This is a genomic window from Streptomyces sp. NPDC048415 (assembly GCF_040651675.1).
Lineage (GTDB): Bacteria > Actinomycetota > Actinomycetes > Streptomycetales > Streptomycetaceae > Streptomyces.
Window position 1 is genome coordinate 1 of sequence record NZ_JBEZKJ010000137.1, and the last position, 17,995, is coordinate 17,995.

Annotated in this window: 16 protein-coding genes; 8 read left to right on the plus strand and 8 right to left on the minus strand. The window is 72.3% G+C overall.

The genetic code is table 11. The features are described 5' to 3' along the window. Window positions 1-204 precede the first annotated feature (204 nt). From AB0D27_RS42010 to AB0D27_RS42020, 3 genes are all read left to right on the plus strand, one after another. The gene (locus AB0D27_RS42010) at window positions 205-900 is read left to right on the plus strand and encodes a copper homeostasis protein CutC (protein WP_362520008.1); all 696 of its coding nucleotides are present in this window, start codon (window positions 205-207) and stop codon (window positions 898-900) included. A 246-nt stretch (window positions 901-1,146) separates the two neighbouring features. Beyond that, entirely contained in the window at window positions 1,147-2,361 is a 1,215-nt protein-coding gene (locus tag AB0D27_RS42015; protein ID WP_362520010.1) for a hypothetical protein, read from the plus strand. A 102-nt stretch (window positions 2,362-2,463) separates the two neighbouring features. Continuing rightward, window positions 2,464-2,670, plus strand: coding sequence for a hypothetical protein (locus tag AB0D27_RS42020; protein WP_362520012.1), 207 nt, complete (start codon window positions 2,464-2,466; stop codon window positions 2,668-2,670). On the opposite strand, the gene AB0D27_RS42025 is transcribed toward AB0D27_RS42020, so the two are convergent. Next, window positions 2,667-4,622: an ATP-binding domain-containing protein gene (locus AB0D27_RS42025; protein WP_362520048.1), complete on the minus strand. Its 1,956-nt coding sequence runs from the start codon at window positions 4,620-4,622 to the stop codon at window positions 2,667-2,669. The two genes, AB0D27_RS42020 and AB0D27_RS42025, sit on opposite strands and share 4 nt — an antisense overlap. A gap of 419 nt (window positions 4,623-5,041) precedes the next feature. On the opposite strand from AB0D27_RS42025, the gene AB0D27_RS42030 reads away from it, so the two are divergent. Further along, window positions 5,042-5,230: a hypothetical protein gene (locus AB0D27_RS42030; protein WP_362520015.1), complete on the plus strand. Its 189-nt coding sequence runs from the start codon at window positions 5,042-5,044 to the stop codon at window positions 5,228-5,230. A gap of 60 nt (window positions 5,231-5,290) precedes the next feature. Beyond that, window positions 5,291-6,865, plus strand: coding sequence for a glycosyltransferase family 87 protein (locus tag AB0D27_RS42035; protein WP_362520018.1), 1,575 nt, complete (start codon window positions 5,291-5,293; stop codon window positions 6,863-6,865). Here AB0D27_RS42035 and AB0D27_RS42040 read toward each other — a convergent pair. Continuing rightward, on the minus strand, window positions 6,817-8,466 hold the full coding sequence (locus AB0D27_RS42040; RefSeq protein WP_362520021.1) for a DNA repair helicase XPB: 1,650 nt from the start codon (window positions 8,464-8,466) through the stop codon (window positions 6,817-6,819). The genes AB0D27_RS42035 and AB0D27_RS42040 overlap by 49 nt on opposite strands. A gap of 120 nt (window positions 8,467-8,586) precedes the next feature. Continuing rightward, window positions 8,587-11,124, minus strand: coding sequence for a helicase C-terminal domain-containing protein (locus AB0D27_RS42045; RefSeq protein WP_362520023.1), 2,538 nt, complete (start codon window positions 11,122-11,124; stop codon window positions 8,587-8,589). Window positions 11,125-11,382: 258 nt separating this feature from the next. On the opposite strand from AB0D27_RS42045, the gene AB0D27_RS42050 reads away from it, so the two are divergent. Together AB0D27_RS42050 and AB0D27_RS42055 are read left to right on the plus strand one after the other, a co-directional pair. Beyond that, complete coding sequence (locus AB0D27_RS42050) at window positions 11,383-12,363, plus strand: hypothetical protein (RefSeq protein WP_362520026.1); 981 nt, start codon at window positions 11,383-11,385, stop codon at window positions 12,361-12,363. Between the two features lie 41 nt (window positions 12,364-12,404). Next, on the plus strand, window positions 12,405-13,049 hold the full coding sequence (locus AB0D27_RS42055) for a haloacid dehalogenase-like hydrolase (RefSeq protein ID WP_362520029.1): 645 nt from the start codon (window positions 12,405-12,407) through the stop codon (window positions 13,047-13,049). On the opposite strand, the gene AB0D27_RS42060 is transcribed toward AB0D27_RS42055, so the two are convergent. Further along, the gene (locus tag AB0D27_RS42060) at window positions 13,025-13,276 is read right to left on the minus strand and encodes a hypothetical protein (RefSeq protein WP_362520032.1); all 252 of its coding nucleotides are present in this window, start codon (window positions 13,274-13,276) and stop codon (window positions 13,025-13,027) included. The genes AB0D27_RS42055 and AB0D27_RS42060 overlap by 25 nt on opposite strands. Before the next feature lie 200 nt (window positions 13,277-13,476). Here AB0D27_RS42060 and AB0D27_RS42065 point away from each other — a divergent pair, with 200 nt between their 5' ends. Continuing rightward, window positions 13,477-13,860: a cold-shock protein gene (locus tag AB0D27_RS42065; protein WP_362520035.1), complete on the plus strand. Its 384-nt coding sequence runs from the start codon at window positions 13,477-13,479 to the stop codon at window positions 13,858-13,860. A gap of 6 nt (window positions 13,861-13,866) precedes the next feature. On the opposite strand, the gene AB0D27_RS42070 is transcribed toward AB0D27_RS42065, so the two are convergent. The 4 genes from AB0D27_RS42070 to AB0D27_RS42085 form a co-directional block, all read right to left on the minus strand. Further along, window positions 13,867-14,730, minus strand: a complete 864-nt coding sequence (locus AB0D27_RS42070; protein ID WP_362520038.1) for a 1,4-dihydroxy-6-naphthoate synthase — start codon at window positions 14,728-14,730, stop codon at window positions 13,867-13,869. Continuing rightward, window positions 14,714-15,655 (minus strand): futalosine hydrolase, encoded by a 942-nt coding sequence (locus tag AB0D27_RS42075; RefSeq protein WP_362520041.1) that lies wholly within the window; start codon window positions 15,653-15,655, stop codon window positions 14,714-14,716. Before AB0D27_RS42075 ends, AB0D27_RS42070 begins: the two co-directional genes overlap by 17 nt. After that, window positions 15,625-16,122, minus strand: coding sequence for a DUF2771 domain-containing protein (locus AB0D27_RS42080; protein ID WP_362520043.1), 498 nt, complete (start codon window positions 16,120-16,122; stop codon window positions 15,625-15,627). Before AB0D27_RS42080 ends, AB0D27_RS42075 begins: the two co-directional genes overlap by 31 nt. Before the next feature lie 263 nt (window positions 16,123-16,385). Then, window positions 16,386-17,735, minus strand: a complete 1,350-nt coding sequence (locus AB0D27_RS42085) for an MFS transporter (protein ID WP_362520046.1) — start codon at window positions 17,733-17,735, stop codon at window positions 16,386-16,388. Window positions 17,736-17,995 lie beyond the last annotated feature (260 nt).

Consider the following 17,995-nt stretch of genomic DNA (forward strand, 5'->3'; position numbering starts at 1 on the left):
CAGAAGTACGCCCCGGCGACTTCATCCTCGCCTGCGGTGACGGCAACAGCCGTCTGGTCTCACTCCACTGGTCTCAGTGGCTCTCGAACTCGGCGAAAACCTCTCCGCCCCGCCCGGACCCCGGTGGATCTTCTCGCGGCGGCGCCCCCACCCGCGTACCCTGAGATTGGACTAGACCTGTAGCCGCCCAAGGGAAGAGGTCCGATGAGCGAGCGCAAGACCGCCCTCCTGGAGGTGATCGCCCTCAACGCGGAGGACGCGATCGCCGCCCAGACCGCAGGCGCGGACCGCCTGGAGCTGGTCACCGACATGGCCGCCGACGGCCTCACCCCGCAGGTGCGGACGTTCACCGCGATCCGCGCCTGCGTGGACATCTCCCTGCGCGTGATGCTGCGGCTGCGGGACGGCTTCGCGGCGGGAGACGTCGACACCCTCGTACGCCTCGCCGGCGAGCTGCGCACCGCGGGAGCGGACGAGTTCGTGCTCGGCTTCCTGGACGAGCACGGCGGCCCGGACCTCACCGCCGTGGAACGGATCGTCGCCGAACTGGACGGCTGCCGCTGGACCTTCCACCGCGCGATCGACCGCTCCGCCGACCGCGACGCCCTGCGCAAGCAGCTCGCGGACCTGCCGGGCCTCGACGCCTATCTGACGGCGGGATCCGCCGCGGGCGTCGACGACGGGCTGCCCACCCTCCTCGCCGAGGCCGCCCGCCGCGGCGAGCCGGGCTACGAGCCCCGGATCATGGTCGGCGGCGGCCTGCGCCTCGACCACGTACCGCACCTGCGCGCCGCGGGCATCGACGCCTTCCACATCGGCGGCGCCTCCCGCCCGGGCGGATGGACCGGCCCGGTGTCGGTCGAGGCCGTCCGGGAGTGGCGGGACGCGCTGGACGCCTAGGGCCTGCCCGGCGGACGGGCGTGCCCTCCCCCGCGTCTGCGGCATGATCCGCCGGACGGGCCCTGGGCGCCCGGCTGCATGTCACGGATCCATATCCGCCAGGTAGTTGTTGTGTGTTGAGAGTCTCGCGGCGATCACGGTGCGACCGAGCGCGTGCATATTAGTGAGGCCCCGATCAGCCGGGGCATGACAAACACGCACGTGTGCGGCAACAGCAGCACAGCAGCAACAGGGGGACAAGGCTCCATGCCATCCATACGCAGCCGCTCGCTCGCGGCCGCCGCGGCCGTGATCGCGGCCATCCTGGTCACGACGACGGCCTGTGACAGCCAGAAGGACGACGGGGCCGCCGCGCAGCCCTCGTCGTCCACCGCCCAGGCCGACAAGAACGTCGACACCGGCCAGGACGACGGCTCCACCTCGCTCGGCGGCTACAAGCTGCCCGCCGGCATCCCCACCGACCTCGGCGGCGCCGCCCTGGAGAAGTGGAAGAACGGGGGGTGGAAGGACTACAGCGACTGGGCGTCGAAGGCCGAGGACTTCGCCAACCCGTACATCAAGGACTTCTGGACGCCGGAGAAGATGGCCGAGGCCAAGGCCGACATCCCGGTCGCCCAGGCGGGCAGCACCAGCACCGGATCGGGCAGTGGCGCCACCTCGTACCTGCCCGACGGGACGGTGAAGCGGAAGGCCGCCACCAAGGTCAAGGCGACCTACCACCACTACGCGGCCCCCGTCGGCAAGCTGTTCTTCTCCTCGCCCGAGGGCGCCATGGTGTGCTCCGCCGCGGTCGTCACCGACCCGGCGCACCCGGGCAAGTCCAACATGGTGTGGACCGCGGGCCACTGCGTCCACGCGGGCAAGGGCGGCGGCTGGTACCGCAACATCGCCTTCGTGCCCTCGTACAACAGCGGCGCGAAGCTGAGCAACAACCAGATCACCGACCCGCGCGCCAAGTCCGTCTCCCCGTACGGCGTGTGGTGGGCGAACTGGGCCACCACCTCCTCCCAGTGGATCAAGGGCGGCTCCCACCAGGGCAACGCGGCCTCGGCGTACGACTACGCCGTGCTGCACGTGAAGCCCGAGAGCGGCAAGAAGTCCCTTCAGGAGCGGCTGGGTTCGGCCCTGCCGGTGTGGTTCAACGCCCCGGCGGCCAACAAGGTCAAGAACATGAAGGTCCGCGGCTACCCCGCCGAGTCGCCGTACGACGGCTCGAAGATGTACGACTGCCGCGGCGCCACCAAGCGCTTCCTGCTCGCGAGGAACGTGCCCGCCCAGTTCATGATCGGCTGCACGATGAACGGCGGCGCCTCCGGCGGACCCTGGTTCATGACACACAACGGCCGGACGTATCTGGTCTCCAACAACTCGCTCAGTGACCGCAAGACGTTCATCACCGGGCCGCGCCTCGGCAAGAACGCCAAGCAGGTCTATCTGGCGACCAGCCGCAAGTTCAAGTAGCCGCGCCTGTACGGCTGTTGGTGGCCCCCGGTGCTCGGCGCCGGGGGCCTTCCGGCTTCCGGTGCTCGGCGCCGGGGGCCTTCCGGCTTCCGGGCCCGGGTCGTGACCGCCGTCACCCCGGTCGTCGGCACCATCAGTCCGGCCCCCGCCAGCACGAACCACCGGTCGCCGAACAGGCTGATCGCCAGACTGCCCTGCCGCCCGCCGCCCGCCGCCCGCCGCCACCGCTTTGTGCGGCTGCGCCGCGACGACCTCGGCGTCCGGTTCCCCGGCCTCCTGGATGCCCTGCTGAAGTCGCTTCTCTACTAGGCGAGTTGGGGCGGAAGGGGAGCGGCGTGGGTCACGATCAGGCCCGAGACCGCTCGGGTCAGCGCCACGTACAGGCGGCGCAGACCGGTCCGCTCGTCCGGTTCGCCGTCCACGACCGCCTGCGGCTCGTCGAGGACTACGTAGTCGTACTCCAGGCCCTTGGCGAGTGAGGCCGGTACGAGGGTGAGGCGGGTCTCGGCCGTCGTCTCCTCGCCCGGTCCGAGGTACGTCAGCCCGGCCGCCGTCAGCGCCTCGGCGAGGACGGGGATCCGGGCGTCGGCGGCGATCAGCCCGGTCGACCCCTCGTTGCGCAGCAACTCCTGGGCCGCGCCCACGACATCGGCGCCGGCGCGCACCTCGAAGAAGCCCGGGTTCTCCCGCACCGACGCGACCGGCGTCAGACCGGGCGCGATGTACGGCAGCAGCCGGGACGCGTACGCGATGACGTCGGTGGGCACGCGGAAGCCCGCCGTCAGCTCCTCGACGACGGCCTCCTCCTTGCCGAGGTGGCGCAGCGCCTCGTCCCAGCTCCGCGTCGCCCAGGGCGTGGTGCCCTGCGCGAGGTCCCCCAGCACGGTCGCCGAACCGGTCGTGCAGCGCCGCCCGACCGCCCGGTACTGCATGGGCGAGAGGTCCTGCGCCTCGTCGAGCACGACGTGCCCGAGCGAGTGCGTGCGCTGGACGAGATCGGTGGCCTCGTCGATCAACACGGCGTCCGCGGCGGACCACGTGGCGGACTTCACCGACCGCACCGGCTTCTGCCAGAGGATCTCCTTCTGCTCGTCCTCGTCGAGAAGCCCCTGTGCGTGGTCGGCGAGGAAGTCCGCGTCGGAGAGCAGCCGCAGGACGAGCTTCGCGGGGTCGACCGGCGGCCAGATCGCCTTGACGGCCGCCTTCACGGCGGTGTTGCGGGCCACGGCGTCCTGCACCCGGTCGTCCGGCGCCTCGCCCGAGCGCTCCATCTGGACCAGCACGGCGTGCGCGATCCGCTGCGGAAGGGCCGCACGGGCGGCGCCGTACCGGATGTCGCGGTCCAGCAACTCCCGCACGATCTCCTGGAGTTCGTACGCCGCTACGCGCCAGCGCCGCGATCCCCGGACGACCACGACCGGCTCGGTCGGCAGCGTGACGTGCGAGCGGACGGCCCGCCGCAGCACTTGCGCCATGCGGGCGTCGCCCTTGATGACGGCGGCGGACGCGTCGTCGCTCCCGCGCACCTCGACATGGGCGACGAGATCGTCCACGGTCGCCTGCTTGACCTCCAACTCGCCCAGAGCGGGGAGGACTTGCTCGATGTAATGCAGGAAGGAACTGTTCGGTCCGATGACGAGTGTGCCGGTGCGGGCCAGCCGCTCCCGGTGGGCGTACAGCAGATACGCCACCCGGTGCAGGCCGACGGCCGTCTTCCCGGTGCCGGGGCCGCCCTGCACACACACGGAGCCGGCGAGTCCCGACCGTACGATCTCGTCCTGCTCGGGCTGGATGGTCGCCACGATGTCGCGCATCGGGCCGACACGCGGGCGCTCGATCTCCTGCTGGAGCAGCTTGCTGGTGGCCGCGGCCTCGGTGGGGTCGGAGAGGTGCTCGTCCTCGTACGCCGTGAGGTCGCCGCCCGTGTACCCGAAGCGGCGGCGCAGCCCCACGTCCATCGGGTCCTTCTTCGACGCCCGGTAGAACGGCTGCGACACCGGCGCACGCCAGTCGATGACCATCGGGTCGCCATCGGCGTCGTGCACATGCCGCCGTCCGATGTAGAAGCGTTCACCCTCCGCGCCCTCCGCCTTGTCGGCGCCGGGAGCGTGCAGATAGTCGAGCCGCCCGAAGAACAGCGGGGTGTGGCTGAGGTCGGCGAGGGCCTTGATGCGCTCGTCGATCTGGTGCTGGAGCACCGCCGCGTTGACCCAGTTCGCGGTGACGTCACTGATGTCGAGGTTCTCCACGTCCTGACGCATCGCGCGCAGGGCGGCACGGGAATCGGCGAGGTGGGTCCGCTCGCGGGAGAGGGGGTCGTCGGACTGGATGCCGGACGGATCGTCGGACACGGTGGACACGGGGGTTGCCTCCGGGGGCCTGCAGCGGGACGGATTCAGGCGCTGAATCCATGCGGAATCCGTGCGTGATTCCTGGATGCCGTCCGGTTTCCGGCCGGGCGGCGGCACTCCGTGAAGGGAGGCAAGAGCGGAGATTGTAGGTGACGAGGGGATGCGGGGGCGAACGGTTTTCCGCGACCTCGGGGGCACGCGTCCGGGGCCCTAAGGGTCGGGGTCCGTCGTGAGGCGTACGGCGGGAGGCCCGCAGGTGTATGAGGGGCTCGCGGAGGTTCGGTCCGGAGACCGACGCCATCCGGGGCGCGGCGTTCCACCATGGAGATATGAGCGCAGCAACCATTAACCCTGGTCCTGTTCATCCCACTCCCCACGGCGCGACCGGCGTCACCTCCTCCCATCACCGCCACCGCCTCGGTGACGCCCTGCGCGCCGTCAAGGTGTTCGCCGACGCGGCGCTGGACGTCGTACTCCTCGGCGAGTACGGAGAGGAAGCGGGCGTACTGCGGCGGTGAGCCGTACGCCGGGGCGGTGTTCCCCGGCATTAGGGTCACCCCGTGTTTCCGCCACGGACCGTGATCGTAGAGTCACCCAATGAAGTCAAGTCGCCAACTGAAGCCACCCAGTTCACGAAGTTCCCTCTGCTCAGCCTGTTCCCGCTGCTCGCCCTCTCCGTCGCCGCCTTCTGCACCCTGTGCTTCGTCACACGCGCGCCCATGGCCGACGCGCTGGTCTACCGGGCCGAGGGCGCGGCCGTACTCAACGGCGCGGACCTCTACGGGTTCACCGTCACCGAGTGGCAGCTGCCCGCCACGTACCCGCCCTTCGCGGCGCTCCTCTTCGTAACGGCGGCCTGGCTCCCCCCGGCCGCCCTCAAGGTGGCCTTCGTCGCCGGGAACGTGGCCCTGCTGGCCGTCCTCGTCCGGCTCTCCTGCCGCCTCGCGGGACTCCCGGCCCGCCTCTGCGCCCTCTGCGGCGCCACCGCCCTCGCGCTGTGGCTCGAGCCCGTCTTCCAGAGCGTCCTCTTCGGCCAGGTCAACCTCGCCGTCGCCTGTCTGATCCTCTGGGACCTGACGCGGCCTCCCGGCGCCCGGGGCAAGGGCATCGCGCTCGGCATCGCGGCCGGGGTGAAACTGACTCCCGCCCTGTTCATCGCGTACCTGCTGCTCACGCGCCGCAGACGGGAGGCGGGCGCGGCGACGGCGGCCTGCGCGGGGACCGTGCTGCTGGGCGCCCTCGCCCTTCCCGCCGCCAGCGTCGACTTCTGGACCCGGCGGCTGTACGAGACCGACCGCGTCGGCAAGGCGTGGATCGTCGACAACCAGTCGCTCCAGGGACTGATCGCCCGCGCCCTCGGTGAACCGTCACCGGGCCTGGCCTGGGCCCTCCCCGCGCTGGCCGTCGGATGCGCGGGCCTCTGGCTGGCCCGGCGGGTCACGGTTGGTGGCGGGGGTGATTCGCCGGGTGTGGTTGGTGGCGGGGGTGACTCGCCGGGCGCGGTTGGCGACGGGGATGTCTCGCCGGTCACGGTCGGTGGCGGCGGCGTCTCGCCGGGCGCGGTTGGTGGCGGGGGCGTCTCACCCGGGGGTGTCTCGCCAGGTACCGCCGACGGCGGGGGCGTCTCGCCCGGGGGTGTCTCTCCGGGCACCGCCGACGACAGGGACGTCTCGCCGACCGCCGCCGATCACCGGTGCCTCTCGCCGACCGCCGCCCGCCACCGGCGCGTCCTTCCGGGCACCGCCGACCGCCACCGGCGCGCCCTTCCGGGCACCGCCGACCGCCACCGGCGCGCCCTTCCGGGCACCGCCGACCGTCAGGGCATCTCGCCGGCCGTTGCCGACCGCTGGGGCATCCTCACCACTGCCCTCACCGCGCTCCTGATCTCCCCGATCAGCTGGTCGCACCACTGGGTGTGGTGCGTTCCGCTGATCGCGGTGCTGTACGCCGAACACGGTCCGCGCCCGGCCGTCGCCGTCGTCGCCGTCTTCACGGCCCGTACGCTCTGGCTGATCCCGCATCAGGGCGCCCTGGATCTGCGACTCCCTTGGTGGCAGCAGCCGTTGGCCTCGCCGTATCCCCTGCTGGGACTGGTGCTGCTGGTTCAGCTGTCCGTCTCGGCCAGCAACTCGTCCGCGTCCATGATCCGGTAGGCGTACCCCTGCTCCGCCAGGAACCGCTGCCGGTGGGCGGCGAAGTCCTGGTCGATGGTGTCGCGGGCGACGACGGAGTAGAAGTGGGCCTTGTGGCCGTCGGCCTTCGGCCGCAGAACCCGGCCCAGCCGCTGGGCCTCCTCCTGACGCGACCCGAAGGTCCCCGACACCTGGATGGCGACGGTCGCTTCGGGGAGGTCGATGGAGAAGTTCGCCACCTTGGACACCACGAGGACGGAGATCTCACCCTCCCGGAAGGCGTCGAACAGCTTCTCCCGCTGCGCGTTGCTCGTCTCGCCCTTGATGACGGGCGCGTTCAAGTGCTCGCCCAGCTCGTCGAGTTGGTCGATGTACTGCCCGATGACGAGGGTCTGCTGCCCCGCGAACTTCCGTACCAGCGCCTCCGTCACCTTCCGCTTGGTCGCGGTCGTGGCGCAGAACCGGTACTTCTCCTCGGTCTCGGCGGTGGCGTAAGCGAGCCGCTCGGAGTCGGTGAGATTGACGCGCACCTCGACACAGTCGGCGGGCGCGATGTACCCCTGCGCCTCGATCTCCTTCCACGGCGCGTCGAACCGCTTGGGCCCGATCAGCGAGAAGACGTCCGACTCGCGCCCGTCCTCGCGCACGAGGGTGGCGGTCAGCCCCAGCCGGCGCCGGGCCTGCAGATCGGCCGTGAACTTGAAGACGGGCGCGGGCAGCAGATGCACCTCGTCGTAGAGGATGAGCCCCCAGTCCCGGGAATCGAAGAGCTCGAGGTGCGGGTAGACGCCCTTCCGCCTGGTCGTCAGCACCTGGTAGGTGGCGATCGTGACGGGCCGGATCTCCTTCCTCGTCCCGCTGTACTCGCCGATCTCGTCCTCGGTCAGCGACGTCCGCTTCACCAGCTCGTGCTTCCACTGCCGCGCGGAGACGGTGTTGGTGACGAGGATGAGCGTGGTGGCCTTGGCCTGCGCCATCGCCCCGGCGCCGACGAGCGTCTTGCCGGCCCCGCAGGGCAGCACGACGACGCCGGACCCGCCGTGCCAGAAGTTCTCCACGGCCTGCTTCTGGTAGGGCCTGAGCGCCCACCCGTCCTCGGCCAGCTCGATGGCGTGCGCCTCCCCGTCGACGTACCCGGCGAGGTCCTCGGCCGGCCAGCCCAGCTTCAGCAGCGTCTGCTTGATCTGCCCGCGCTCGGAGGGGTGCACGGCTACGGTGTCCGGGTCGATCCGGGCGCCGACGAGCGGCGCGATCCGCTTGGAGCGCAGGACCTCCTCGAGGACGGGCCGGTCGGTGCTGGTGAGCACCAGCCCGTGCGCGGGGTGCTTGCTCAGTGTGAGCCGCCCGTACCGGTCCATCGTCTCGGCGATGTCCACGAGCAGCGCGTGCGGCACCGGATACCGGCTGAACTCCACGAGCGCGTCCACGACCTGCTCGGCGTCGTGCCCGGCGGCCCGCGCGTTCCACAGCCCCAGCGGCGTCAGCCGGTACGTGTGGATGTGCTCGGGTGCCCGCTCCAGCTCCGCGAAGGGTGCGATGGCGCGACGGCAGGCGTCGGCCAGCTCGTGGTCGACTTCGAGCAGCAGCGTCTTGTCGCTCTGGACGATGAGAGGTCCGTTCACGCGCGTCCCTTTCTGCACGGCGGCACCCTCGCGCGGATGCTCGGCCAAACGTCCAGTGTGCCTCACAGACCGGTGATCATGGCTGGTCGTTCGCCGGCCCCGCGACCGCGCGACGCGTGCTCAGGCCTGGTCCTCCGCCAGCTCCGCCACCCCCGTCACGCGGTGCAGCGGGTAGGTGCGGACCTCCTCCGCCGTGTGGTCGTACGCCGTGACGAAGCCGCCCTCGACGCGGATCGGGGCGATGACGCGCTGGCTGGCGGCCCCTTCGGCGTTGACGTAGCCGATCCACAGGGCCTCGCCGGTGAGGACGGCGGCCTGCATGGTGGCGAGGGTCTCGGCGGAGCTGGTGCGGGGTAGCTCGCCGTTGCCCGGACGGTCGGCGTCCGGGACCGGCTTGCGGGGGGTGGTGGAGGCCAGGTCGCCGGCCCGGATCGCGCGGATCGCGGCGCCGAGCAGGGTGGCGTCGGGCACCGGGGGGCCGTCCGGGACGGGCTCGGGGGCGGTGCGCGGCGGGGTGCGGTGGGCGTGTGCGCGGGTGATCAGTACGTCGCCCTCCGCGGACTCGGCGGCGGGCGCGAAACCCATGGACCGCAGGCCGTCGAGGAGGGCCGCCGGGTCGGCCTGCGCCGCCAGCACCGTCGGCGCCAGGCGCCGCAGTCTGAGCCCCTGCGAGCGCTTGTCGGCGAGGATCTCGCTGAGCATCGCGTCGTCGTCGCAGCGGACGTAGGCCGACGCCGCGCCGATCCGCAGATGGCCGTGCCTGCGTGCCACGTCGTCGATCAGATACGCGAGCGGCTGCGGGACCGGTGTGCGGGAGTGGGCCGCGAGGAACGCGTGCAGGTCCGACGCCGAGCGGCCCGCGTCGAGCGCCCGGCGTACCGACCCCGGTGTGAAGCGGTAGACCGTCGCGCCGCCCTTCGACTCCACGTCCGCGAGCACGCCGAGCGTGTCGGCCAGGGGCCGCTCCAGGGGGCCCGGCGCGACCGCGGTCAGGTCCGCCTGGAGCAGGACGTGGTCCAGCGGCTCCGGGAGGAGGGGGGCGAGCAGCCGCGCGGCGCGGGTGGCGGCGGCGGCCCGTTCGGCGGGGGAGGAGTGAGTGACGGCAGGGAGGGGGTGGTGGCGCCTGTGGACGGGGAGCTTGTCGCCGGGGCCGGCGGAGCCGGGGTCCTGCGTGCTCGCCGGCGGGAAGCCCAGCAACGCCCGCCCCTGCGCGGAGAGCGCCCCTCGGCCCGTGATCCCCAGCATCTCCGCCTCCGACAGGGTCCAGCGGGCCAGCCGGGTGCGCAGGTCGTCCGTGGCGGCCTTGGGGCCGCGCAGGGGGCGTTCCCAGTGCAGGCGAGCGAGGACGGAGTCCGCCGTGGGGGAGGCGCCCTCGGGGAGCGCGGCGAGGAGGGTGAGGACGCGGTGACGGACCTCGGGGGACGCGGAACGGTCCAGGCCGGGGCCCAGCGCCGACAGCGTGCGGTCCTTGGCGTCACGGCCGCCGACCAGACCCGCCGTCCGTGTCGCCGCCAGCCACGCCGAGGCCAGCCGCGCCCAGCGCTCGGCCGAGGGCAGCTCCAGCCACTCGTCGTACGCGGGCGTCGCCGCGTACCGCTCGTCGGCCTCGGCGTCGGAAGCCAACAGGCCCGCCGCGTAGGCGAGTTCCACCCAGAACGCGGCCACCGGCTCCGCCACGTCCAGCGCCACCGCCGTCCGCTTCAGGTCCCGCACGCTCAGGCCGCCCGCGCGCAGCACCGCCGGACCGCCCTCGTGCCAGTCCTTCAGCAGCTCCTCGATGGTCGCGAGGGCCGTGTACGCCTGGCCCGCCGCCGCGGCGTCCACAACCTGTGGACGGTGCGTGGCCGCCGGCTCGACGGCGGGCGGCACCGGCTCCGCCGCCCGGTGCGCGCGGCCCGCCCGCAGATGCAGGGCGACCTCCCGGGGCAGTACGACCGTGCCGGGCGCCGTCGGCAGCAGCAGCCCGCGGTCGATCAGCCAGCGCAGATGGCGCGCCGGGTCGGCCGTCACCTGGCCGTACGGCGGCCCCCACACCAGCCGGGACAGCACCTCCACCGACTCGGCGGGGGCGGCGTCCAGGAGCGCCGACATCCGCTCCCGGTCCGTGAACAGACCGGCGAGCGACGCCACCGCCGACACGGAGTCATGGGTGGTCGGCAGGCCGGCCGCGGCCACGATCTCCTGGATGCGGCCCGGCGACATGCCCGCCGTGGCCTCCGCGACGGTCGGGCCCAGGCCCGTCGGCGACGGGTGCTGCGGCGACGGTGCGAGCAGCTCCCGCGCGGTCCGTACGAGCCGCAGTCGGTCGTCGGGGCCCCAGACGAGGGCCTGCTCGCGGAGCGTCTCGAGGGCGCGCGGGAACGCCGCCGTGACCGCCGGGGCCCGGTCGTCGCCCGCCATCAGCCCGAGCAACTCGTCGTACGTCGCCGGATCCGACGCCACGGCCAGGGCCTCCGCCGTCTGCAGGGCGAAACGGTCCAGGTGCTCCAGGGCGCGCACGACCGACGCACGGGTGCCCGCGCGGGTGGCGAGCTGCGTGAGATCCGTGGGGACAGGGGTGATCAGGTCCGGGCGGGAGCGGAGTAGGGCGGACAGTGAGGCGTCGTCCCGCGCGCGGAGGGCTTCCGCCAGGGAACGCGGAGCGGTCTCGGTGCTCATCCTGTCAACGGTAGCGGGTGGGGGCCCTACGGTGTTTCGCCCCCGCCGCCCCTACCAGAGATAGCCCCTCCGGCGTTTGAGGAACGGGGTCTGGGCCGGAGCCCCAGGGACGAGGGGGTCTGGGGCGGAGCCCCCGGACGATGGTGGTCCCCCCGCTCGAGCGAAGCCGAGAGTGGGGGAGGGTAGGGGCGTAGGGGGCGAAAGACCCGGTACCGTCCTCCTCGGGGTATCCAACGCGCGCGCCCCGGAGGGGACTTCGTGGGGATCGAGAGCGATCAGCTCGTCTTCGACTATCTGAGCCGGGTCGGCGACCTGGCCCAGCAGCGACAGGTGCCGTCGGCGACACGCATGCGCCTGGTGTCGGAGCTGCGCAACGAGATCGACCGCCGTCGAGCGAAGACCACCGTCGACAGCCCCGCCGCCGTCCGCCGTATCCTCGCCCGCCTGGGCACCCCGGACGAGATCGTCGCGGCGGCCGGCCGGGGCGACGGCACCGCCCGCGGGCCCGGCACGGAGACCCGGGCCGCCGTCCCCACCCAGCGCGCCGCCGAACCGGAGCGCCGCCCCAGAGGCCTGCGCCGCGTCGTCCCGAGGCCGCGCCCGGCGGAAGCGGAACCTGCCGGGAACCCCGCCGACACCCCGTCCCCGCCGCACCTCGCCAGCGCGCAGGAACTGGGCGCCAGCGCGACCCAGCCTGACTGGTGGCGCGTGGACAGCAGCCCCTTCGGGCTCGGCGACAGCGTGCCGGGCTTCGTCGGAGGCGTGGAGATCCCCGAGCTGTTCAAACCGCCGCCCGAGGAGAAGCCGGACAAGGATGCGGTGCCGGCCAAGGAAGCGGTGCCGGAGCAGACACCGGAGGCAACGGTGGAGCCTCCCGCGCGCCGCCGCCTCCCCCGCCTCGGCGGCTACCGCAACCCGCTCCTCCTGCTCGCCGCCGCCCTCCTCGTCGCCGGTGCCGTCCTCGGCAACTGGTTCGCCCTGGGCGTCGGCTGGCTCATCGCCTACGGCTCGCGCCGGCTGACCCCCGCCGAGTCGAAGTGGGCGGTCCTCGTCCTGCCCGGCCTGTCCGCCACCGCCGGCATCGTGTGGCTGTGGGGCCGTACGAACGGTCGCTGGGGCGCCTCCATCGCCGAGGGCCACATGAACGACGCCCTCGCCGAGACCTGGCCCTGGGTCATCCGCGGCGCGGCCGTGGCCTCCGCCCTGTACCTGGTGTGGCGCTCCCAGCGGCAACGCTGAGCGCGGAGCACCGGCCCTTCCTGAAACGACGCCCCTGCACAATGGCGCATATGACCCTCTCCACCTCCCCCGCGCTGACCGTCGGCTTCGATCTCGACATGACCCTGATCGACTCCCGCCCCGGTATCCACGCCTGCTATCAGGCACTTTCCGCGCGGACAGGGGCGCACATCGACTGCGATCTGGCGGTCACGCGGCTCGGGCCGCCGCTGGAGGATGAGCTCGTCAACTGGTTCCCGGCCCAGGAGGTCGCCGCCGTCGCGGACCTCTACCGTGAGATGTACCCCACACACGCCATCACCGGCACGCTCGCGATGCCGGGCGCCCGGGAGGCCGTCGCCGCCGTGCGGGCGGCCGGCGGGCGCTCCGTCGTCGTCACCGCGAAGTGGGAGCCCAACGCCAAGCTGCATCTTCAGCATTTGGGCATCGACGCGGACGCGGTCGTCGGCAACCTGTGGGCCGAGCGGAAGGCGGAGGCACTGCGCGAGTACGGCGCGAGCGTGTACGTCGGCGACCACACCGGGGACGTACGCGGCGCGCGCGCGGCGGACGCGTACTCCGTCGCCGTGGCCACCGGACCGTGCGACGCGGCGGAGCTGCGCGCGGCGGGCGCGGATGTGGTCCTCGCCGACCTGACGGAGTTCCCGGCCTGGCTCGGGGACTACCGCGAGGCCGCCCGGGCCTGACGGCGTCCCGCCGCGATCGACCGGAAGACCCCCGCTCCGGCCAACAGGAATCCGACACCCATGAGCATGCTCAAGCCGAACATGTAGGTGGGAAATGGAGTGGTGCCGAGAAGCAGCGGTGCCACAGTGACCAGAGTGGCCACGGCTCCTGCGAAGAACACGATGGCACCGGCACGGATCAGCCGGTCACCGGCTTCGGCGGAATTCGGTTGGGTTTTGTCACGCACCCGACCAGGGTAGTTCCCAGCGCGAAGGAACAATCCAGCGACGTCTTGTCACCAGCCGCCGGACCATTAGCCTTGGTACCGGCGGGTCCCACGACCCGCTGTAGTGCTATCCAGAGCCGTTTTACGGGCAGTTGCCCATGCAACGGGAGCCCGAGCAGTTACCAGAGCAGTTTCCGACGAGTACGAGGACGAGGACAGACGTGCCTACCGGCAAGGTCAAATGGTTCAACAGCGAGAAGGGCTTCGGCTTTCTCTCCCGCGACGACGGCGGCGACGTCTTCGTTCATTCCTCGGTCCTGCCCGCCGGAGTCGATGCTCTCAAGCCCGGCCAGCGCGTGGAGTTCGGCGTCGTCGCCGGTCAGCGCGGCGACCAGGCACTCTCGGTGACCCTGCTGGACCCGACCCCCTCGGTCGCGGCCGCCCAGCGCCGCAAGCCGGACGAACTGGCCTCCATCGTCCAGGACCTGACGACCCTCCTCGAGAACATCACGCCCATGCTGGAGAAGGGCCGTTACCCCGACAAAGCCTCCGGTCACAAGATCGCGGGCCTGCTGCGAGCGGTCGCCGACCAGCTCGACGTATAGCCCCCGTCAGGGAAACGAGAGCGCGTCCGGGCCGAGGGGCGGCAGCAGTCCCTCGGCCGCCGCGCGGGTGAGCAGGCCGCGGATCGCCGCGTAGCCGTCGTCACCGAGGTCGGCCGTGAACTCGTTGACGTACAGCCCGATGTGCTGGTCGGCGACCTTCGGGTCCATCTCCTGGGCGTGTTCCAGGACGTAGGGGCGGGAGGCCTCCGGGTCGTCCCAGGCGGCGCGCACCGAGGCGCGCGTCGCCTCGGCCAGGGCCTTCAGCCGCTCCTCGCCCAGCGACCGCTTGGCGATGATCGCGCCCAGCGGGATGGGCAGCCCCGTCGTGCTCTCCCAGTGCTCGCCCATGTCGGCGAGCTTGTGCAGCCCGTAGTTCTGGTACGTGAAACGCGCCTCGTGGATGACGAGCCCCGCGTCGACCTTCCCGTCCCGCACGGCCGGCATGATCTCGTGGAACGGCATGACCACGATCTCGCCGACGCCGCCGGGGACCGTGTCCGCGGCCCAGAGCCGGAAGAGCAGGTACGCCGTCGACTTCTCGCTGGGCACGGCGACGGTGCGGCCGGTGAGGTCGGCGTCGGCCTCGCGGGTGAGCACGAGGGGCCCACAGCCCCGCCCCAGCGCGCCTCCGCAGGGGAGCAGGGCGTACTCGTCGAGCACGTACGGCAGCACGGCGTACGACACCTTCAGCACATCGAACTCGCCACGCTCGGCCATGCCGTTGGTCACGTCGATGTCCGCGAAGGTGACGTCGAGCGCGGGCGCGCCCGGCACCCGGCCGTGCGCCCAGGCGTCGAAGACGAACGTGTCGTTCGGGCAGGGCGAGTAAGCGATCTGTAGGGGCTTGTTGGGCTCAGCGAGTGCGGTCATGTGGGTTCCCATGTGGGTTCCAACTCTCCAGTACGGGTGCGAGCTTCCCGAAAGCCTCGGCGAGAGCGGCGAGAGCGTCGCCGATGCGCCAGGCGGCGCGGTCGCGCGGGCCGACGGGGTTGGAGACCGCGCGGATCTCCAGCACGGGTACGCCGTGCGCGGCGGCCGCCTCGGCGACCCCGAATCCCTCCATCGCCTCCGCGAGGGCCCGGGGGTGCCGGGCACGCAACTCGGCGGCGCGGGCGGCGGTGCCGGTCACCGTGGAGACGGTGAGCACCGTGCCGGTACGTCCACCGGTGGCCGTCGCGAGCTCTCGTACGAGTGATTCCGGTGGACGGTGGCTGACGGTTCCGAAACCGAGCGCGGTGACCGGCACGAAGCCGTCCGCGGTGTCCGCGCCCAGATCCGCCACGGTGATCTCGTCGGCGACGACGAGCGACCCCACGGGGGCGTCCGGCTGGAAACCCCCGCCGATCCCGGCGGACACGACGAGGTCGTAGGGGGCGCCCTCGAGAGCCGCCGCGGTGAGCGCGGCGGCGGCGGAGGCAGCGGCGAGGGCGGGGCCCACACCGGCTGCGAGGAGGTCGAGGGTGGTGACCGCTTGGGCTGTGGTGGCCTCCGGTGGGGCGGCTGCCGCCGTGGTGTCGACCGCTGTGGGCAGGCGTCCCGCAGGGCGATGGGAGTCCCCCCGCTCGGGCGAAGCCGAGAGTCGGGGAGGGTGGGCACAGCCTGCAGCTCCGGAGGCCGCTTCGGAGGGGGCCAGGGACAGCGTGCGCAGAGTCACCTTCCCGGGAAGCGGGACCTCGCTGGTCGGAGCAGCAAATGCCCCAGCCACCGCGTCCCGCTCGACGGGCACCGCGGTGGCCACCAGCACCCGCAGCCCAGCAGCAGCGATCAGACGTCCTTCTTGAGCTTGAACGACCACAGCCCCGACACCGTCTTGTCGCCCTCCTTGATGGAGACGAGCGTCGAGTTACCGCTCGCCCCGTACTGCGCGTTGAAGAACACGCTGCCCGGAATCGTGCGGTACGTCTTCTTGCTCGAGTCGGTCAGCGGCTGACCGTTCATCAGGATCGTCCAGCCCTTGTCCGCGATCTTCGGGTCCACGCCGAACCGCACGGTCTCGTCGGGGTCGACCTTGATCGACTTGATGTCCTTGGACTTCAGGCACTTCGCCAGGTCCGCGGTCTTCACCACGTTCCCGTCGTTGTAGCAGTCGGTCTCGGAGCTCACCGAGTTCTTGCCGACCGTGATGGTGGCCAGCGGCGTCGGCTTGTCACAGGCGGACAGGGCGAGAAGCCCGGCGGATACGGCGCCGGCGACGGCGACGGCGCGACGGCGGCGCGCAGCTCGGTGCTCATTAGCGGCTCTGCCGCGGGGCAGGGAGGTCATGGCCGAAGGCTATCGGGCACCTCCAGCGCTCTCCCCACGTGGGGTGCTACGGCGTGCCGTACGCGGCGCTCGCCTGGCCGCGCGCTCAGGCCACCTTCGGCCGGGCCGGTCCCGGGTGCCGCGCCGCGCTCAGCAGGCCCCGCACCGTCGTCAGCCAGCCCGCGTGGTCGCGCGCTCAGGCCACCTTTGGCCGGGCCGGCCCCGGGTGCCGCCGCGCTCAGCAGGCCCCGCACCGTCGTCAGCCAGCCCGCGTGGTCGCGCGCTCAGGCCACCTTCGGCCGGGCCGGCCCCGGGTGCCGCGCCGCGCTCAGCAGCCCCCGCACCGTCGTCAGCCAGCCCGCGGCGACGATCGCGGACGCCACGGACAGCCCGAGTGTGCCGTTGAGCGGCAGCGCGATGCCGATGCCGCCGCCGATGACCCAGGCCACCTGCAGCAGCGTCTCGGAGCGGGCGAAGGCGGACGTGCGGACGAGTTCCGGCACGTCCCGCTGGATCAGCGCGTCCAGTGACAGCTTGGCGAGCGCCTGCGCGAACCCGGCGATCGCGGCGAGGCACGCCACCAGGAACGCGCCGAAGAAGATCGCCGCCGTGATCGCGGCGGCCAGCACGAACGCGACGACCGTCACGATGATGATCTCCGGCGCGCGTGATTTCAGCCATGCTCCGACCGCCGTGCCGAGCGCGTTGCCCGCGCCCGCGGAGACGCCCACTATCCCCAGCGAGACCGCCGCGCTCTCGCCGGTGAGCGGGTGCTCGCGCAGCAGGAAGGCCAGGAAGAAGATCAGGAAGCCGGAAAGGCAGCGCAGGGCGGCGTTGGCGGCGAGCGCGTGCGTGACGGCCGTACCGACGGTGCGCAGCCCGGGGCGGCGCAGCGCCTTCTTGATCACATGCGGCCCGTGCAGGTGCTCCTCGTCCGCCGCCAGCAGCGCCTTGTCCTCGCCCTTGGCCGAGTCGACCTTGGGCGGCAGGGAGAAGGACAGGAACATCCCCGCGATGAAGATCACGAACGCGCCGTAGAGCGGGTAGCGGGGGCCGAGCGCCTGGAGCCCCGCACCGATCGGCGCGGCCACTCCGGTGGCGAGGAGGCCCCCGAGGGTGACTCGGGAGTTCGCTTTCACCAGGGAGAACTTGGGCGGCAGCAGGCGGGGGACGACGGCGCTTCGTACGACTCCGTACGCCTTCGAGGCGACCAGTACGCCGAGCGCGGCGGGGTACAGCTCGATGCCGCCGGTCACTACCGCGCTGGAGAGCAGCAGGGCGAGGAAGGCGCGGGCGAGCATGGCGCCCGCCATCGCGGCGCGGCGGCCGTGCGGGAGGCGGTCGAGGAGGGGGCCGATCACCGGGGCGAGGAGGGTGAAGGGGGCCATGGTGATGGCGAGGTAGAGGGCGACCCGGCCGCGGGCCTCGTCGGTGGGGACGGAGAAGAAGACGGTGGAGGCGAGGGCTACGGTGATCATGACGTCCCCGGCGCCGTTCACCGCGTGCAGCTCGATCAGCTTGCCGAGGCCCGACTCGCCCGCTCCGTGGGCGTGGGTCGCCTTGCGGATGCCGCGTGCCGTTCCCGTCACGGGGAAGTGCAGGGCGCGGCCTACCGCACGGACGGACCCGGTCACCCGGCCCGATCCGCCACTCCGGCTGCTGCCCCTGGCGCCATCGAATCCGGTTGCGCCCTGGGGCGACCTTGCGGCTGCCACCCCGTCATAGTGCCCCGAGTTGGGGGTTCGTAGTGCGGTTACCGCGCGTATGGGGGCCGTTTCGCCTTCCGCCGGGGGGTGGGGCGGGGCCGCGCCGGTACATCCGCCCGCATCCGGACGGATCGGCTGTGGGCTGGAGGGTGCTGTCTTCTTTGGATCCGTCCGGATGCGGGCATTCG